Here is a 17,768-nt window from a genome sequence, read left to right on the forward strand (position 1 = left end):
TTGGTGAATGGACAAAATCGACTCGAGGACGTTATCAGTGGACGCGCTGAACGAGCGTCGGCGGCGTGCGGTGAAGATGAGACGTCAGGGAGTGAGCCTGAAGGAGACGACCGTGCAGTGCGAGATGTCGCGCACCACGGTGAGCGCGGCGCGCAAGGCGTATGAGGCTGGCGGCTGGAAGGGCTAGTTCCGGCGCGCACCAAGCTGCAGTTGGCCAAGGCCACCTCCAAACATCTGCGCAGCGTGCAGCGACAGCCCGAACGGGAGAGCTTCAACGGCAAGTTCCGAGACGAGTGCTTGAATGAGCATTCGTTTCGGACCCTGCAGCAGGCCCGGGAGGCCATTGCGCTCCGGAGACGCAACTACAACGAGGTGCGGCCGCGCAGCAGTATCGGTCGCATCCCACCCGCGCGCTTCGCCGAGCAGGAACTGTTGCTTCAGCCCATCGATTGAAGTCCTCGAAGCCCTCGCGCCCTTCGTTAGGGTCCGCCGAGACGAAGTAGGGCCGAACTGGTGCAGGCACGTTGCGAGCACTCTTTGCGATGGCTGTCACCTCTTGCAGCGCCGGCACCCGTTGCATGAAGTTCAACCTTCTCCTCGCGAACCCGGCTCAAGCCTTTGGCAACCTTGGTCTTCATGGCCGTCATCGTCTTCGGCCCGCGGCGAGTACGGACCCCAAGATGCTGTACGCTCCCGCTGATCTCAGTGTGATGTTGCGGAAATGCGGTTGAGACTGTCGCCAAACCAGCGATAGCCGATGCGCTCCTGCTCCAGCCGCAGCCTGGGTTGAATCCGATCGAAACGGAGTTCGTCGTAGAGCGCGGCCTCCTCGATCGTGAGCCGGGCCAGGTCATGGCGCGCGGGCTCGGGCTCCTCGCCCCATTGCGCCCGGTGGGTGAGCAGCGTCTCTCGGTCCATCAGGAACGAAGCCACCTGAGGGAAATGACTGCGCAACTGGTCGAGGATCGCAAAGCCGTGGGTATCGATGTCGCCCCAATAGCACAAGTCGCAGCTGTGCAACCACCGGGCGCGTGTCAGTGACTCCCACCCGTAGCCGGCACCAAAGATGACGATCGCCTTCGCCACTGGCGGGAAGGCCAAGAAGTTGGTCTCGTTCTCGGTGATGAACACCCGCGCCACGGGTAGCGTGAGCTCGGCGAAGCTCGCCGCGTCCAGGGTGACGTCGGGCAGGCCCTGGCAGCCGGGCAAGCTCGGCAAGGTGGGATCGAGCAGTCGGAAGCGCAGGCGAACCGGCTTGTCGAGAAAGCCGTAGCGGTGGGCGAACTGCGCCACCCCAGTCGCCGCCGCATCTATCGCCTCGGGCGGCAAGGCCAAATCCAGCCACTCTGCCAGCACGCCTCGATGCGACTCGATGAACTTGCTGTCCACTCCCGGCATGTCCACCTGGCGTAGGTATACGGTAGGGCGGGGGTGGGCACGCAGCCAGGCGACCACAGCCAAGAGGCGATCCCAACGGTCGGCCAAGTCGAGAACCTGGAGAGGCCGCTTGCTTAGCCAGGGCAGCAATGCGGGCTGCGCGGTGGCGGCCTGCTGCCAAAGCGCTTGGTAGCGCTCTGCTGCTCGAGCCTGCTCGATGACGGCCAAGGCATCCTGCAGCGAATCGAGCCAAACGGCAGCCGGCAGCCGCTGCTTGCCTTGGACCCGATGCGTCCAATCACGCCACTCTATCCGCACATGGGGTGTGCCGGCCACTGCGCGCACCCAGTCGCGCACCGCTTCGAAGCGATCGGACAAGTCATTGGCAGCAGGAGCCTTCAGGGTCAGGCGGAGTGGCCACACGACGGCCTCCGAGACCGACGCACGCAGCAACTCGCCGCGATCCCACAAACGTTGCACCTGGACGCGAAGGTCTGCCGAGGTGGTCCAACTCATGGCGCAGCACCGCCCATGTTGGCTTTCTGAGCCCGGTACTCCTCGATGGTCAGGCAGCGCAACCGCGAATTCCGCCCGCCCTCGTTGTGCACGAAGCCGACGCTGGCCACAAAAGGCTCGATGATGTGGATCTTCTGCAGCGGCGTGACGATCAACAATTGCAGGTTCAATTGCTGGAACAATCGCAACCCGTATTGGGCCGACTCGTCAGAGCCGCGCCCGAACGCCTCGTCGATGACCACGAAGCGGAAGGAGCGGGAACGAACTGCACCCCACTCCAAACCGAACTGGTAGGCCAGGCTGGCGGCCAGCACCGTATAGGCCAGCTTCTCCTTTTGTCCGCCCGACTTTCCACCGGAATCCGAATAGTGTTCGTACTCGGCGCCATCGGCTCGCCACCGCTCACTGGCCGAGAACAGGAACCAGTTGCGCACGTCTGTGACTTTCGCCGTCCAGCGCCGGTCAGCCTCCGACAGGCCCTCGCGGCCCCGAAAGCGGTCGATGATGCTTTTGACTTGCAGGAATTTGGCTTCTGAATACTGCTCATCCGCCGATCCCATCAGTGCGCCCTCGGTGCAAGCGCGCAGATCCTGCTGGAAGTCACGGATCTCCGCGTCGGGGCTGGGCGGCGCCACTAGCTTGATGAAACGACCGGGGTTGTAGTCGATGGCTTGAAGCGACTGATTGATGAAGTCAACGCGCTCTTTGATCGTTTCCCGCTCGCGTGCGATCTGCGCATTGAAGTTGGCGATCTCGTTGATGGTGTTGACGTTGAGCAATTCCTTGAAGCGCGTCTCGAATCGCGGCAGGTCGTCGCGCCGCAAGCCGTCTAGCAGACGCTCATACTCACCCAGCGCCGCCAAGCTAACATCCACCTCAACGGTTTCGGCCTTGAACTCCTCCTTGAAGCCGCGCATGGCATTGACAATGCGCTCGGTCAGGCGGGCCAGGCGCTTGTCCTCCACGTCGATGCGGTCCTGCAGCCACTTGCGGACCTCCTGCTCGCGGTTGTCGCAGGATTCGACCGAGAGCTGATGTTCGCCCAGTGCCTCGGTGCGCCAATCACCCAGGCGCATGACCTGGGCCTCGTCAAGCGGCATCGCGTCACAGACCGCCCTCGTCTGATCCCGTAACTCCTGGGCCGCCTCGCACTTGCTCTTGATCTCTCCACGTTTGCCAAGTGCGTCGGTCAGCTTGGTTTCGGCCTCGACCAGCCTATCCCGCGCGGTCTTCAACTGCCTGCCCAACTCCTGCAAGGTATTGGATGCGGACTCCAGGCGCTCGCGCTCCTCAGCGAGTCCCGCAATCTCTCGCGCCAACATCTGCCAGTCGATGTCCGCATAGCGCATGAACTCCTCCAGCTTGGCCTGTGCCTCCAGCCGATCCTCGAGTTGCTTGCGCGCCTGCTGGATCTCGGTGATGCGCTGACCGAGTGTCGCCAGCTGCCCTTCCAGGCGATCCTGTCGCTCCCGCAATGCGCGAAGCTTGTCGGCATTGCTCCAGCCCAGCACGTACCGGCTGCGGTCGTCGATGCGGCTGCGGTCATCCTTCTCGTGGCGCCCGGTCGGATCCTTGATCTGCCCGGTTCGCGTGATCGCCCGGGACTCCCGGCGGAACTGTTCGCCGTTGTCACAGCAGGCCACGTCGAAGCGGCTTCGAAGCTCCAGCTCCAGCCAGTCGTAGTGCGGCGAGTCCCGCTTCATGGCGAGCTTTCTCACCAGCGACTGCGGATGCAGGCTGGCGCCCTGCGGGGTCTTCTTCGGCCTGACATGGAAGTAGACAAAACGCGCGCCCAGGTGCTGGCGGTCCACCCACTCCGCCACTGCCTTGTAGTGCGCATCGGGCACCAGCAACGCGACACCAAAGCCGCGCAGCAACCGCTCGGCAGCGCCTTCCCAGTCGCGCTCGTCCTCACGCACCTGGATGAGTTCGCCCGCAAAGGGCAATTCGTCCTCGCCGATGGACAGCGCTCCGCAAAGCGCTTCGCGGATGCGGATCTGGGCGGCATGGATGTTGCTCTTGCGGCGCTTGAGGCTGTCAATTTCCTCGGACAAAGCCACGTGCTCTTCCCGCCCCTTGCGGAAAGCAAAGTCTTCCTCGCGCTCGCGGTTGGCGAGGTCCGCAATGCGCTCGCGTAGCGACTCCGCGCGCGCGCCGATGGATAGCTGCTGGGCCAGAAAAGCCGCCTCATCGGACGGCGGTACCTCGTCAACGCGCGCGAGCAAGGCCGCGTACCGTTCGGCCTTCTGCTGACGTTCAAGCTTCTCGGTCTCCTTGCGCCGGATCTCGGCGGCCAGCTGCTCCAACCGGTCGCCGCCGTTGTCGCGCAAGGCGCGCTCCAGATTGCTCACCTCGGCTCGCCCGGTATCGCGCTGCACGATCAGGCGCTCGATCTGGGCATCCAGCCGGGCGGCATCCTCCGCCAGCAGCGCGAGACGCCTGTCCAGCAGGTCGCCCTTGAGCCGGGCGAAGTACGGCCGCAGCGCATCGCGCCCGTCGCGAAAGCCCTGAATCTCCGCGGTGAGCGCGGCGTGGCGCTGGCCATCGGCCACCAGCGGTGTGAGGAGCTCAACCTGTCGCTTGGCCTTGAGCACGGCCTGGTGGGCGCGGTCCAGGTCGTCGAAGTGATGGATCAATGCCTCGATGCGGCTGCCCACATCAAAGGGCTCCAGCATATGGCTGCGCACGAAATCGGTAAGGTTGCCCACGGACTTCATCGACACCGTCTGGTGGAAAAGCTCCAGCGCCTGCTCATGCTCGATGCCGAAGCGCCGGCGAAACCACGCGCCGTAAGGCGGAAAGCTGTCGAAAAGCTCGCAGCCCGAGGCGCGCAGCTTCTTGCGCAATGCGCTTATGTCGCTGCCGAAGCCGGCAAAGTCATCAGCAATGGTCATGGCCCGTTCGGCCGCCACGTACAGAGGTGCCGGCTTGCCCTGCGGGTCCTTCAGCCAGAACACCTGGGCCAGTGTCACCGCCGCATCAAAGCCCTCGTTGAGGAACACGCCGAGGATGACCGAGTAGCTGGACGCGTCGCGCAGCGGCACCGCTCGGGCGCTACCCGTCACCTCGTTGCGCTCGCTCTTGTAGTGGCCGAGCACGTACGAACGCAGGCTTCGCTCTCGGGCATCCGCCCCGGCGGCCTTGTTGTAAGCCACGCGGTGAGCAGGCACGAGCAAGGTCGTGATGGCATCGACCAGTGTGGACTTGCCCGATCCGATGTCGCCGGTGAGCAAGCCGTTGCGGCCGCCTAGTTCATAGCGCCAGACGCGCTTGTCGAAGGTCCCCCAGTTGAGCACTTCCAGCCGTTGCAGACGGAATCCCACCCTGCAGTCGTCGGCCACGAAGTCTAGGGCTAGGGTCGGCGCCTCACGCATCGGCCGCACCCTTGGGCTGTGTCGCAGCTGCTGCACCGGAAAGCGCCGTGCGGTAGACATCCAACCGTGCGTCGAACTCCGCCAGCCATTGCGCATCGACAAAGGCTTTGAGGATGCGCCGCACCTCGTAGTGCCCCCTGTCCTGCCCAGCTTGCTGGCCGCTGCCCGCGGCGGGTTTGAGCCGACGCAGGAAACCCAGATCGACCACCCTTGCAATCGTCGCATCCACTTGGTCGATGACCCGGGTCTCGTTCGTGCCATCAGGCAGAAACACGCGCATCAACTCGGCGATCTCGTCGCGCGTGAGCACGAGCCTGGTGTCGCCACCACCGGCATCGAACTCTGCCATGCGCTTGCGCAGCAGCGCAAGCATCAGGCTCACCGGATAGGACAGTGGCCGGCGCGCGACGAGCCTCGGCAGACGCGGCGCACCCTCGGATTCGTCCGGATCCGGGCGACTCTTTAGGAAGGCGTAGCCTTCGGCCTCGTCCTGCACCAGATCGAGCAGCAGCACCGCCGCTTGTTCCCTCACCCGCGCCTGCAGGCGCAAGAGGCTCGCCCAAAGGCGCTCGTCGTCCTCACGATAGAGGACGCCTTTGAGCAGATGTACCAGCAACACAGACAGCTCGGGCACAGCAGGCAGAGCGGTGGGTGCGGGTTCGAAGGATGCGATCCCTTGCACCGTGTCATTCATCTTGGTCTCCCTCTCACACCGGCGCTCACCGCGTGAAGATCACACGGGGCAGGCGTGCTTCGCGTACCACCGGCTCGCCCCGCGCATTGCTGGTCTGCCAGCGAATCGGTTCCTCCACAGCATCGTCCACTACCGCATGCAGGCCGTCCAAGGCACCATTGCCATCGTCCTCGTGAGCCAGCTGCATATAAGCCACCAGCTCAGCCAGGCCCTGGCGCAAAGGCTCGGTTTCCAGCAGGTCGCGCAGCGTGGTCTGCGGGTGGTGACGCAGTGCCCTTTGGATCGCTGCGCGCAAGCGTCCCTTGTCCACGACGAATTGATCGAACAATCGCGCGGTGTCGATGTCGTCCTCGACCGCATCGAGCACCAGTTCGGCGAGGCGCGGCTTCACGCTGGGCGTGAACAGCGGCCGCTCCTGCGGCAGTTCGATGTCCGCACCCATCGCTTCAATGGCCATCAGGCCTTGCGCAGGCGGGGACTCGCGCAGCGCCAGAGCCTTGCTCTCGATGCCATGCAACAGGTCCAGGATTCGGCGGTTCTCCACAAACGCCCGATCATCCAGAAAGCGGCGCAGCTGCTGTGACAGTTGAGCCACGGTGCGCTGCGTGTGTTCGCCGGCTTCCAGCCAATCGTGATGCACCCGGCGGGTGCGAGGCTCGGGCTCGAGCGCCACCACCGCGGGCAAGGCAAGCACCTGATCGAGCCGTGCGGAGAGCTCCTCCTGTCGGCGGCTGGACATCAGGAAGTCCCAGAAGGCGCGGAAGCTGCGGCCTTGATCCGAGTCACCGATGGCATCGTGCTCGCCCATGATCTCGTCAAGCAGTGCGCCCTTGCTGCCATCCCATAGCGCGATCTTCTCGCGCACCTTGCGGTCGAGCTGACGAAAGTTGTGCTCAACCTCGCGGAAGTCGGTCAGCAGCTCGCGCGCCAGTTGCTGGAACTGCTGGAAGCGGTCCTTGACCGCCGTGTCGTCCAGCAGCGGCACGTCGCCCGCCAGCACACGGGCAATCTCTGCATCGAGTTCGTTGCGCTTCGTGCGCAAGTCCTCCACACGCTTGATGGGATCGGCCTCGGTGCCAGCCCCGATCTGCTCCAGTAGTGCGAACAGCATCAGCAATCGCGACTCGGTGCCGACGAAGGGCCGCTCGTTCAGCGACACCAGCCACGCGATGGCCTTCTCGGTGGCAGGCGTCAGGTCGAACTGCGCCTCATCCGTGCCAGGCTTGTAGAACTTTCGCAACCAGCCCTTGTCGGATGCAGCCCAATCGTTCAAGTACTCTTGCGCAACCTTCGGATAGGCGTCGGCGCCGAGCTGCTTGCGCAGAGAAAAGAGGTCATCCTCCAGCGCCTCGGCGACATCCCCCTCGCTCATGGTCCGCACATTGGGCGCCACGAACACCCGGTGCAGGAAGCTCACGACCAGCGGCGCGTGCGGCGAAGCCAGCAGGCGCCAAGCGGGATGGCGATCGCGCAGAGTGGCGAGTGTGGCGTAGTCCAGCGACATGCGTCTGTTCAACCAGGGTTGCCCGCGAAGGCCCTCTAACCTGCGTACGGAAGTTGCAGCCACTTAGGCGGTGAGTCTCGATGGGATGTTAGTTCACTCCCTGCGAATCGCCGAAGGCGTCGATAGCCTAAGGCGCCATGCAGCCAGCGCATGACCGAGCGCGCCGAGGTTCGGCGCCGTTGTCGCTTCGGGCAACCACGCCTTCGCTCGAGCGGGACGTCACCGGCAAGGCACTTGGCAACAAAGCGCCAGAGGCCGTGCTTCCAGTCAAGCGTGGGCCGCCCCTCACTCCACCGTCACACTCTTCGCCAGATTCCGCGGCTTATCCACATCCGTCCCCCGTGCGCAAGCCGTGTGATACGCCAGCAGCTGCAGCGGCGCCACATGCAGGATCGGCGACAGCGCCCCATAGTGCTCCGGCATGCGGATCACATGCAGCCCCGCCTCGCTCTCGATGCGCGAGTCGGCATCCGCAAATACATACAGCTGCCCGCCCCGCGCCCGCACCTCCTGCAGGTTGCTCTTCAGCTTCTCCAGCAGCGCATCGTTCGGCGCCACCGTCACCACCGGCATCTCGCTGGTGACCAGCGCCAGCGGCCCGTGCTTCAGCTCGCCCGCCGGATAGGCCTCTGCGTGGATGTAGCTGATCTCCTTCAGCTTCAAGGCCCCTTCCAGCGCGATCGGATAGTGCAGCCCGCGGCCCAGGAACAGCGCGTTTTCCTTGCGCGCGAATTCCTCGGCCCAGGCGATCACCTGCGGCTCCAGCGCCAGCACCGACTGCAGCGCCACCGGCAGGTGGCGCATCGCCTTCAGGTGTTGCGCTTCCTGCTCCTCGCTCAGGTGGCCGCGCACTTGCGCCAGCGCCAGGGTCAGCAGAAACAGGCCCGCCAGCTGCGTCGTGAAAGCTTTGGTCGAGGCCACGCCGATCTCGACGCCGGCGCGGGTGATGTAGGCGAGCTTGCATTCGCGCACCATCGCGCTCGTCGCGACGTTGCAGATGGTCAGCGTGTGCTGCATGCCGAGGCTGCGCGCATGCTTCAGCGCGGCCAGCGTGTCGGCCGTCTCGCCCGATTGCGTGATGGTGACCACCAGGGTGCGCGGGTTGGGCACGCTGTCGCGGTAGCGGTATTCGCTCGCGATCTCGACGTTGGTCGGGATCTTGGCGATGGACTCCAGCCAGTACTTGGCCGTGGAGCCGGCGTAATAGCTCGTGCCGCAGGCCAGGATCAGGACGTTGTCGATCTCCTTGAAGACCTTGTACGCGCCGTCGCCGAACAGCTCGGGCGAGATGCCCTCCACGCCTTCGAGCGTGTCGCTGATCGCGCGCGGCTGCTCGAAGATCTCTTTCTGCATGTAGTGGCGGTAGGGGCCGAGCTCGGCCGCGCCGGTGTGCGCGAGCACCGTGCGCACCTGGCGCTCCACGCGGGTGAAGCGGTCGCCTTGGCCGCCGGCGCGCGATTCGATCCAGTACTTGCCCAGCTGCAGGTCGACGACGTCGCCCTCTTCCAGATAGATGATCTGGTCGGTCACGCCGGCCAGAGCCATTGCGTCGGAGGCCAGGAAGTTCTCGCCCGCGCCTTGCTGCGCGCCCACGCCCAGCACCAAGGGCGAGCCCTCGCGGGCGCCCACCACGCGGTGCGGCTCGTCACGGCAGAAGACCGCGATCGCGTAGGCGCCCTTCAGCTGCAGCGTGGCGCGCTTGACGGCCTCGTAGAGGTCGCCGTCATAGAGGTGGTCGACCAGGTGGGCGATGACCTCGGTGTCGGTCTGGCTCATGAAGAGATAACCCTTGGCCCGCAGCTCGGCGCGCAGCTCGTCGTGGTTCTCGATGATGCCGTTGTGAACCAGCGCGATGCGACCCGGGCGCGCGGTGTAGGCGTCTTCGCCGGGGCCGTGCGAGAAGTGGGGGTGGGCGTTGTGCACCGCCGGAGCGCCGTGGGTGGCCCAGCGCGTGTGGGCCACGCCTGTGAAACCGCTCACCGCTTCGCTCGCCACCTGCGCGTCCAGCTCGGCCACGCGCGAGGTGCTGCGCGCGCGCTGCAGCTCACCGTTGCGATGCACCGCCACGCCGCAGGAATCGTAGCCGCGGTACTCCAGCCGCTTCAGGCCTTCGATCAGGATGGGAACGATGTTGCGTTGGCTGACCGCGCCGACGATGCCGCACATGGAGGGGCTCCTTGAAGGGGATGGGAATTTGAAAGTGTGCGAATGGTAGGCTGGACCTCGGAGAAGTTTCTTGCAGAATTGATCCTGTTTTGGCGGATCATTGCATCGCCCCATGGATGAGAAATTTCCTTTCTCAAATTGCTGAAGATTGATGGCTTCTGCCGCACCACCCCCTCAACTCGATGCCCTCGACCTGCGCCTGCTCGACTTCCTGCAGCACGACGCCTCGCTCAGCAACCAGGCGCTGGCCGAGCGCGCGCATGTCTCGCCGGCCACCTGCCTGCGCCGCGTGCGGCGGCTGGTGGAGCTGGGGGTCATCGAGCGCACGGTCGCCCTGCTCTCGCCCGACCGGCTGGGTGCCGGGCTGACGGCGGTGGTCGAGATCACTCTGGACCACCAGGCGGCCGAGAAGCTGGCGGCCTTCGAGGACAAGGCCGTGGCCGAGGCCGCCGTGCAGCAGTGCTACCGCACCTCCAGCGGGCCGGACTTCGTCCTGATCGTGCAGGTGCGCGACATGGCGGCCTACCACACGCTGGTGCAGCGGCTGTTCACGACGGACGTGAACGTGCGCAACGTGAAGACCTACTTCTCGGTGAAGCGTTCCAAGTTCGAGCCGGCGATCGCCTTGCCGTCGGCGCCGGGCGCCAGCTCGGCGGGCGGCTGACGCGCGGCGCAGGCCGGGCAGAGGCAGGCCAGGCCACGCGCGGCCGCGGGGATGAGGTCGAGCTGGCTGCGGTCGAATTCGACCGTGGTGCACCAGCAGGGCAAGGCCGGGTCGCCCGCGCCGGGCGAGCCCGCCATCACGCAGCGGTTGGAGGCGCCACAAAGGGGGCAGCGCGTCGTGTCCATGCCGCTGCGGCCGCTGTCAGCGCGTCGCCTTCTTGGGCCGCTGCCAGCCCGGCCGCGAGACCTGCTTGGCCCGCGCCACCGTCAGCTCGCCGGCCGGCGCGTTCTTGGCGATGGTGCTGCCGCCGCCGATGGTCGCGCCCGCACCGAGGGTGACCGGGGCCACCAGCACGCAGTTGGAGCCCACGTGCACGTCGGCCTCGATCACGGTGCGGTGCTTGTTGGCGCCGTCGTAGTTGGCGGTGATGCTGCCGGCGCCGTAATTGACTCGCTCGCCCACCGTGGCGTCGCCCAGGTAGGCCAGGTGGTTGGCCTTGGCGCCCTTGGCGAGGGTCGAATTTTTCACCTCGACGAAATTGCCGATGTGAACTTCCGGGCCCAGGTCGGCGCCGGGGCGCAGGCGTGCGAAGGGGCCGATCAGGGCGCCCTCGCCCACCTTGGCGCCCTGCTTCTCGCCGTCGATGTGGGTGTAGGGGTGGATCACGGCGCCTGCAGAAATGACGGCATTCTTGACCACGCAATGGGCACCGATGCGCACGCCGTCACCCAGCACCACATGACCTTCGAAGATGCAGCCGACATCGATTTCGACGTCCATGCCGCACTCCAGGGTGCCGCGCAAATCGAAGCGGGCGGGGTCGGCCAGGCGCACGCCGGCTTCCATCTGCTGCTCGGCCAGGCGGCGCTGGTAACGACGCTCCAGGTCGGCCAGCTGCACCGGGCTGTTGACACCCAGCACCTCGATCTCGCTGCCGGGGTGAGCGGCGACCACCGGCACGCCGTCGGCCACGGCCATCGCGACGATGTCGGTGAGGTAGTACTCACCCTGGGCGTTGTCGTTCTTCAGCTGCGACAGCCAGCGCTTCAGCAGTGCGCTGGGCACGGCCATCATGCCGGTGTAGATCTCGCGGATCTGGCGCTGCTCGGGGCTGGCGTCCTTGTGTTCGACGATGCCGAGGATGCCGCCGTCGACACGGCGCACGATGCGGCCGTAACCGGTGGCGTCGTCCAGCTCGAGGGTCAGCAGCGCCAGGCGCTGGCCGCCGCAGGCGTCGACCAGCGCACGGGCGGTGGCGGCCTCGATCAGCGGCACGTCGCCGTTGAGGATCAGCACGGTGCCGTCGTCGCCCAGGGCCGGCACGGCTTGTTGCACGGCATGGCCGGTGCCCAGCTGGGGCATCTGGCGCACGAACTGCAGGCCCGGCGCTTGCACTGCTGCTTCCACCTGCTCGGCGCCATGGCCGGTGATGGTGACGATGCGGCGCGCCCCGAGGCTCGCTACGGTCTGCAACACGTGCTGCAGCAGCGAACGGCCCGCCAGCGCATGCAGCACCTTGGGGCGGCTGGATTTCATGCGGGTGCCCTTGCCCGCGGCCATGATGACGACGTCGAGTGCCATGCTGTGGAGGTATTCGTTGAACGCTTCAAACAAGAAGGTGGATCCCGCGATTATCGATGGCCGGCGGCGCGGCTCCCTCCCCCTCGTCATGGGGCTGCTGCTGTCCGTCGTGTTGATGGCTGGCTGCAGCACGATGCGGCTGGCCTACAACCAGGGGCAGCACATGGCCTACTGGTGGCTGGACAACTACATCGACGTCACCGACGAGCAGTCGCCCCAGGCGCGCGACGAGATCTCGCGCTGGTTCCGCTGGCACCGGGCGACCCAGCTGCCGGCCTACGCCCAGAGCCTCGCGCAGCTGCGGCAGGAGGTGCTGCACGACGGCACCCCGGCGCAGGCCTGCCGCTGGTGGGGTGAGGTCACGCGATGGCGCGACCTGGCCGCCGAGCACGCGCTGCCGGCGATGGCGGACCTGGCGCTGAAGCTGACGCCGGAGCAGATCGAGCACCTGCAGAATCGCTACCAGAAGTCCAACCGCGAATTCCGCAAGGACCACCTGCAGGAGGACCATGAAGAGCGCCAGCAGGCGCGGCTGAAGCGCTCGACGGAGCGCGCGGAGTCGCTCTATGGACGGCTGTCGCCGGAGCAGCGGCAGTGGCTGGCGCAGCGCATGGCGGCCTCGCCTTTCGATGCGGAGGTGTCCTTGCGCGAGCGCCAGCGCCGGCAGCAGGACGTCTTGCAGACGCTGCGGGCGCTGCAGGCCGAGCGGCCGGCGGTCGAGCAGGCACGCGCCAGGGTGCGCGAGCTGGTGCACCGGCTCATGAACTCGCCCGACGCGCACTACCGCAGCTATCACGACAAGCTCACGGCCTTCAATTGCGAGCTGGTGGCCCAGCTGCACAACCGCACCACCGCCGACCAGCGCCAGACGGCGCAGGACAAGCTGCACGGGTGGGAGAAGGACCTGAGGGCGCTGGCGGCGGCCGCGGAGTCGTGAGCCGGGCCGCCTTGCCGGACCGACTTACTTCGCCGGCTTCTCGGCCGGCTTCGCGGGCTCAGCCGGCTCGGTCGGCGCCTTGGCGTCGCGCGGGATCTCGATGCGCACGCGCCGGGGGCTGATGGCCGGCCTCGGGAAGTCCTGCAGCGCCGCCTCGAAAAGCGTCGCGCGCAGCACGTCGTCGACCCAGCGACCGTCGTGCTTGGCATGGCTCTCGTAGAGCACCTGCTTGCTCTTGGCGTCGCGGATCAGCACCGCGGCGTCGAACACGTAGTACGGCGACGGGGCATGCCACCCCAGACCCAGTCCGACACCGGCGCGCGAGCGATAGCGGCTGCCGTAGCCGTAATAGAAGCTGGGCCCGAAACCCCAGGGATAGGGGTCGTCCCAGGGTGCGCGGTCGTAGTAGGTCTCGCTGAGGCCCACCTGCACCGTGACATCGCCGCTGCCGTTGGGCGCCTGCCGGAAGCCGGCTTTCTGCAGCGCCGGCAGGGCCAGCGCCTCGATCTTGGCCTGCCGGTCGGGACGGGCTCGCTGCGAGGGCAGGCGCTCGAAGGTGAAGCTGCCGGGCTGGCGGGCTTCCGCCCACTCGGTGTAGCTGTTGACGTCGCTCTCGACCAGCCGCACGGTGGAGCAGCCCGCCAGTGCGAGCAGCGCCGCGGCACACGCCGTGATCTTCCACATCTTTCACCTCCTTGGGTCGCCGGGCCGGGCGGCGGGCGGCCGGCCAGCCGGTCTATTCGTCGAGCTTGAGGCGGACCACCGAGGTCGACGGCGTCGAGCAGTCCTCGTCGTCGTCGAAAGCCTTGTCCCCGGCGGCAAAGGCCTCGCCCGTGGGTTGGAGGCCGGCAAAGGGGTAGAGGTTCCGATCCATCAGGTGGGAGGGCACGACGTTCTGCAGCGCGCTGAACATGTTCTCCACCCGGCCGGGGAATTTCTTGTCCCACTCGCGCAGCATCGCCTTGATCTGCTTGCGCTGCAGGTTCTCCTGGCTGCCGCACAGGGTGCAGGGGATGATGGGGAACTTGCGGAATTCGGCCCAGCGTTCGAGGTCGGTCTCGCCCACGTAGGCGAGCGGGCGGATCACGACGTTCTTGCCGTCGTCGCTCACCAGCTTGGGCGGCATGCCCTTGAGCTTGCCGCCGAAGAACATGTTCAGGAAAAACGTCTGCAGCATGTCGTCGCGGTGGTGGCCCAGCGCGATCTTGGTCGCACCCAGCTCGCCGGCCACGCGGTAGAGCACGCCGCGGCGCAGCCGCGAGCAAAGCGAGCACATGGTCTTGCCCTCGGGCACCACCCGCTTGACGATGGAGTAGGTGTCCTGCTCCTCGATGTGGAAGGGCACGCCGACGCCTTTGAGGTATTCGGGCAGCACATGCTCCGGGAAGCCAGGCTGCTTCTGGTCGAGGTTGACCGCGACGAGGTCGAAGTGCACCGGCGCGCGCTGCTTCAGGTTGAGCAGGATGTCGAGCAGGGCGTAGGAGTCCTTGCCGCCGGACAGGCAGACCATCACCTTGTCACCCGGCTCGATCATGTTGAAGTCGCCGATGGCCTGGCCGACCAGACGGTGCAGGCGCTTGCCGAGCTTGTGGTTCTCGAAGGCGAGCTTGGCCGCCTTGGCGGTGTCGTCGCCGGCGGGGGGTTGGGGGTGCAACACGGCACTCATTGCCGGGCCTCCGTTGTGTCAGTCTTGAGTCGGAACACCTCGACGCCCACCGAGTCGCAGTCGGGATAGACGTCTGGCTTTTCAGTGGAAACGCGGGCGGCGCGCACCAGGGGGTGGGCCATCATCAGCTCGGCCACCTCGTCGCAAAGCGTTTCCTGCAGGTGCACATGGCCCCGGGAGACGTACTGCGCGATGGTGCGGCGCATGAAGTCGTAGTCGAGCACTTCGTGCAGCTGGTCGGCCTTGGGTGTGCACAAGGCCAGCGGGATGTAGAGCTCGACGTTGATCACCACACGCTGCTCGCCGCGCTTTTCGTAGTCGTGCACGCCGATGTTGATCCACACCTCGTAATTGCGCAGGAACAGGCGCCTGCAGTCCATCAGGCTGGGGTGGCTCAACATGCTGTGCATTTCACGGTTTCCTTGTTCGCGGCCTTGCAACGCCTGGCAGAAGGGCTCGGCGAGCGGCCGGGCGCGATCTTCCTACAATGCGGCGATGCAACACGAAGAACCTGTCAGTGTAGCGGCCGACCTGCAGGACCGCTTGCTCGCGCGGCTGCGCGACGCCGCCCGCGACAGCGGCGGCTGGCTGCCCTTCGACCGTTTCATGGCCCTCGTGCTCTACACGCCGGGGCTGGGCTACTACGCCAATGCCGGGCGCAAGTTCGGCGCCCTGCCCGGCAGCGGCAGCGACTTCGTCACCGCGCCCGAGCTGACGCCGCTGTTCGGCCGGGCGCTGTCGCGCCAGGTGCGGCAGGCGCTGGTGGCGACCGCGACCGCCGAGGTGTGGGAGTTCGGCGCCGGCTCCGGTGCACTGGCGGCCCACCTGCTGGGCGCTTTGGGCGGGGCCTGCAATGCGTACCACATCGTCGAACTGTCGGGCGTGCTGCGCGAGCGGCAGCGCGAACGCATCGCACGCGAGCTGGGCGAGGCGCAGGCGGCTCGGGTGACCTGGCACGACGAGCTGCCGCGGGACATCCGGGGTGTGGTGGTCGGCAACGAGGTGCTGGATGCGATGCCGGTGCAGCTGCTGCACTTCGACGGACAGGACTGGTGGGAGCGGGGGGTGGCGGTGGCGCAGCCCGCTGCCGATGGGCCGGCACTGCAGTGGGCCGACCGGCCGACCCCACTGCGCCCGCCCGTGGAAGGGCCCTTCGTGCCCGGCACGGTGACCGAGATCCATCCGCAGGCCGAGGCCTTCATCCGCACGCTGGCCGGGCGCATGACGCGCGGGGCGGCGTTTTTCATCGACTACGGCTTCCCCGAGACCGAGTACTACCACCCGCAGCGCACCGGCGGCACGCTGATGTGCCACCGCGGCCACCAGGCCGACCCCGATCCGCTCAGCGCGCTGGGGCTCAAGGACATCACCAGCCATGTCAATTTCACCGGCATCGCGCTGGCCGGGCAGGACAGCGGGCTGGACGTGCTCGGCTACACGACGCAGGCGCGCTTTCTGTTGAACTGCGGGCTGCTGGACTTGCTACCGCCCGCCGACCCCGACGCCCCCGCCGCCGCGGAGGCCGAGCGGCTGAAAAGCGTCGCGGCGGTGCAGAAGCTGGTGGCCGAGCACGAGATGGGCGAGCTGTTCAAGGTGATTGGCTTTAGCCGCGGCGCCGAACTGGCGGACGCGATGGGCTTCGCCGTCGGCGACCGCAGCCACAGGCTCTGAGGAAGGCCGAGGTTTTCAGATGCTGCGCTGGCTGATCGTCGTCGTGCTGGTGCTGCTCGTCTTCAGCGGACTGCGGCCCTGGCTGGAGAAGATCGGCCTGGGCCGGCTGCCGGGCGACCTGCATTTCCGGCTGGCGGGCCGCGAGTGGCACTTGCCGATCGCCACCACGGTGCTGCTGAGCTTTTTCGCGATGCTGATCAGCAAGCTGTTTTAAGCCGCTCTAGCGCAGTTCGAGCTCCTTGCGACACGGCCAGAAAGGTTTGCCAGGGTCGCGTCTGCATTTCGCAACGACCCGCGGGCCTGCACAGGGTGACGTGCACCGGGTTTTGCGGCAGGGCCAGCAGGCGGCTCGCGGCACGAGGGCTGTCCCCAGGGTCCGAGCCAAGCCAATGCCCGAGCGCCTCGCAAGACGGTGCTCTGCGGACACATCGCGCCGCACCAGGCGTCAGACAGCGGCCCTGAAGCACCGCGCAGCGGGGCCATGGACCGGGCGGGTGCCCCGCTGCCTCCTTGCCGGCCGGCGAAGGCGACGCAAGAATGCAGGCGCATCTACTTGTCAATGAGAGATATTCCGCCTGCCGAGATTTTCACATGCGCATCTTCTCGAAACATCTGCCTAACATCAGAACATTGCAGTGCTTTGTCGCGGTGGCGGAAGAGCTCAACTTCAGGCGTGCCTCGGAGCTGCTCAACATGTCGCAGCCGCCCCTGTCGCGGCAGATCCAGAGCCTCGAGGACCTGCTGCGGGTCCAGCTGATCCGACGCAATACGCACCAGGTGAGCCTGACGCCGGCCGGCGAGGCCTTCTGCAAGGACATCCACTCGGTGCTGGTGGCGCTGGACGCCGCGGTCGCCTCGCTCAGGAAGTACGCGGAAGAAGAGCAGGAGCGAACCGGCGACGTGCGCATCGGCCTGACCAGCGTGATCGACTTTTCACTGATTCCGCACCTCGACGCCCTGATCGGCCACCCCGAGTTCGCGGGCGGCCAGCGCCTGGAACGAGCCTTCTCCAAACACCTGGTCGAGCGCGTGGCCCGGGGCCAGCTCGATGTCGCCATCGTCGGCGACATCGCGGCCCCTTCCGAAGAGCTGTCGGTGGAATCGGTCGGGCGCGACCCCATGATGGTGGCCCTGCCGGCCGGTCACCCGGCGGCCGGCAAGACCCGCCTGCGGCTGGCCGACCTGGGCGACACGCCGTTGTTCTGGTTCTCGCGCGCCGACAACCCGGTCTTCTACGACAAGTGCGAACGCGCCTTCCGCACCTACGGTTATGCCGCGCCGCGAAGGCTGGAGCCGAACGACTTCACCAAGCTGCTGGCCGCGGTCGCGGCGGGCGAAGGGCTGGCCTTCTGCCCGGCCTCGATGCGCGCAGCCTCCCGCATCGGTGTCGTGTACCGGCCCTTCGAGGAAGCGGTGGAGCGGCTGCTGACGATCGAGGTGCAGATGGTGTGGCGGGCCGGCGAAACGCGTCGAGAGGTGCTGAACAAGATCGAGGCGATACGCTCGGCGCTGAAAGGCGCGGTGCTGCCGGCGCGACATGCGCTGTCGGCGCCGGCACCCGGCCTCATGCGTTGATGCCCTTCATGCCCTCGGCGGTGTAGCGCATGCCGCGCACCTC

General features: G+C 66.6%; 16 protein-coding genes and 1 pseudogene. 7 read left to right on the plus strand and 10 right to left on the minus strand.

Going from position 1 to position 17,768, the window contains the following annotated elements:
* Nucleotides 1–7 precede the first annotated feature (7 nt).
* A complete protein-coding gene (locus tag OOT46_RS29735) occupies nucleotides 8–187 on the plus strand; it encodes a helix-turn-helix domain-containing protein (RefSeq protein WP_265407246.1) in 180 nt (59 codons plus the stop codon).
* 77 nt (nucleotides 188–264) lie between these two features.
* Nucleotides 265–453 (plus strand): annotated as a pseudogene (locus OOT46_RS29740) (integrase core domain-containing protein); the annotation flags it as partial.
* A gap of 249 nt (nucleotides 454–702) precedes the next feature.
* On the opposite strand, the gene OOT46_RS29745 reads toward OOT46_RS29740, so the two are convergent.
* From OOT46_RS29745 to glmS, 5 genes are all read right to left on the minus strand, one after another.
* A complete protein-coding gene (locus tag OOT46_RS29745) occupies nucleotides 703–1,893 on the minus strand; it encodes a Wadjet anti-phage system protein JetD domain-containing protein (protein WP_265407247.1) in 1,191 nt (396 codons plus the stop codon).
* Nucleotides 1,890–5,267, minus strand: a complete 3,378-nt coding sequence (locus OOT46_RS29750; RefSeq protein ID WP_265407248.1) for an ATP-binding protein — start codon at nucleotides 5,265–5,267, stop codon at nucleotides 1,890–1,892. The genes OOT46_RS29745 and OOT46_RS29750 overlap by 4 nt, the downstream gene beginning before the upstream one ends.
* Nucleotides 5,260–5,961: a DUF4194 domain-containing protein gene (locus OOT46_RS29755; RefSeq protein WP_265407249.1), complete on the minus strand. Its 702-nt coding sequence runs from the start codon at nucleotides 5,959–5,961 to the stop codon at nucleotides 5,260–5,262. The genes OOT46_RS29750 and OOT46_RS29755 overlap by 8 nt, the downstream gene beginning before the upstream one ends.
* A 25-nt stretch (nucleotides 5,962–5,986) precedes the next feature.
* Nucleotides 5,987–7,465: a DUF3375 domain-containing protein gene (locus OOT46_RS29760; RefSeq protein WP_265407250.1), complete on the minus strand. Its 1,479-nt coding sequence runs from the start codon at nucleotides 7,463–7,465 to the stop codon at nucleotides 5,987–5,989.
* A gap of 285 nt (nucleotides 7,466–7,750) precedes the next feature.
* Nucleotides 7,751–9,631, minus strand: coding sequence for a glutamine--fructose-6-phosphate transaminase (isomerizing) (glmS, locus tag OOT46_RS29765; RefSeq protein ID WP_265407251.1), 1,881 nt, complete (start codon nucleotides 9,629–9,631; stop codon nucleotides 7,751–7,753).
* 151 nt (nucleotides 9,632–9,782) lie between these two features.
* Between glmS and OOT46_RS29770 the strand changes: the two genes are divergently transcribed.
* Complete coding sequence (locus OOT46_RS29770; RefSeq protein WP_265407252.1) at nucleotides 9,783–10,295, plus strand: Lrp/AsnC family transcriptional regulator; 513 nt, start codon at nucleotides 9,783–9,785, stop codon at nucleotides 10,293–10,295.
* Here the strand turns inward: OOT46_RS29770 and OOT46_RS29775 are convergent.
* Entirely contained in the window at nucleotides 10,214–10,480 is a 267-nt protein-coding gene (locus OOT46_RS29775) for a cysteine-rich CWC family protein (protein WP_265407253.1), read from the minus strand. The two genes, OOT46_RS29770 and OOT46_RS29775, sit on opposite strands and share 82 nt — an antisense overlap.
* Nucleotides 10,481–10,496: 16 nt before the next feature.
* Nucleotides 10,497–11,876 (minus strand): bifunctional UDP-N-acetylglucosamine diphosphorylase/glucosamine-1-phosphate N-acetyltransferase GlmU, encoded by a 1,380-nt coding sequence (glmU, locus tag OOT46_RS29780; RefSeq protein WP_265407254.1) that lies wholly within the window; start codon nucleotides 11,874–11,876, stop codon nucleotides 10,497–10,499.
* A 37-nt stretch (nucleotides 11,877–11,913) separates the two neighbouring features.
* On the opposite strand from glmU, the gene OOT46_RS29785 reads away from it, so the two are divergent.
* Nucleotides 11,914–12,813 (plus strand): DUF6279 family lipoprotein, encoded by a 900-nt coding sequence (locus OOT46_RS29785; protein WP_265407255.1) that lies wholly within the window; start codon nucleotides 11,914–11,916, stop codon nucleotides 12,811–12,813.
* Between the two features lie 24 nt (nucleotides 12,814–12,837).
* Here the strand turns inward: OOT46_RS29785 and OOT46_RS29790 are convergent, their stop codons facing one another.
* From OOT46_RS29790 to OOT46_RS29800, 3 genes are read right to left on the minus strand one after another with little or no spacing between them, the layout of a single operon-like run.
* A complete protein-coding gene (locus OOT46_RS29790; RefSeq protein ID WP_265407256.1) occupies nucleotides 12,838–13,497 on the minus strand; it encodes a DUF4136 domain-containing protein in 660 nt (219 codons plus the stop codon).
* 52 nt (nucleotides 13,498–13,549) lie between these two features.
* Complete coding sequence (gene ttcA / locus OOT46_RS29795) at nucleotides 13,550–14,479, minus strand: tRNA 2-thiocytidine(32) synthetase TtcA (RefSeq protein ID WP_265407257.1); 930 nt, start codon at nucleotides 14,477–14,479, stop codon at nucleotides 13,550–13,552.
* Complete coding sequence (locus tag OOT46_RS29800; RefSeq protein ID WP_265407258.1) at nucleotides 14,476–14,889, minus strand: dihydroneopterin aldolase; 414 nt, start codon at nucleotides 14,887–14,889, stop codon at nucleotides 14,476–14,478. The genes ttcA and OOT46_RS29800 overlap by 4 nt, the downstream gene beginning before the upstream one ends.
* An 85-nt stretch (nucleotides 14,890–14,974) precedes the next feature.
* Between OOT46_RS29800 and OOT46_RS29805 the strand changes: the two genes are divergently transcribed.
* The 3 genes from OOT46_RS29805 (at nucleotide 14,975) to OOT46_RS29815 (ending at nucleotide 17,725) form a co-directional block, all read left to right on the plus strand.
* Entirely contained in the window at nucleotides 14,975–16,150 is a 1,176-nt protein-coding gene (locus tag OOT46_RS29805) for a class I SAM-dependent methyltransferase (protein ID WP_265407259.1), read from the plus strand.
* A 19-nt stretch (nucleotides 16,151–16,169) separates the two neighbouring features.
* Complete coding sequence (locus OOT46_RS29810; protein WP_265407260.1) at nucleotides 16,170–16,364, plus strand: DUF2905 domain-containing protein; 195 nt, start codon at nucleotides 16,170–16,172, stop codon at nucleotides 16,362–16,364.
* Between the two features lie 416 nt (nucleotides 16,365–16,780).
* Nucleotides 16,781–17,725 carry a LysR family transcriptional regulator gene (locus tag OOT46_RS29815; RefSeq protein WP_265407261.1) on the plus strand — a complete coding sequence of 315 codons (945 nt, stop codon included), beginning with the start codon at nucleotides 16,781–16,783 and terminating at the stop codon, nucleotides 17,723–17,725.
* Nucleotides 17,726–17,768: the final 43 nt, after the last annotated feature.

Source organism: Aquabacterium sp. A7-Y (assembly GCF_026153205.1).
Classification (GTDB): Bacteria; Pseudomonadota; Gammaproteobacteria; order Burkholderiales; family Burkholderiaceae_C; genus Caldimonas.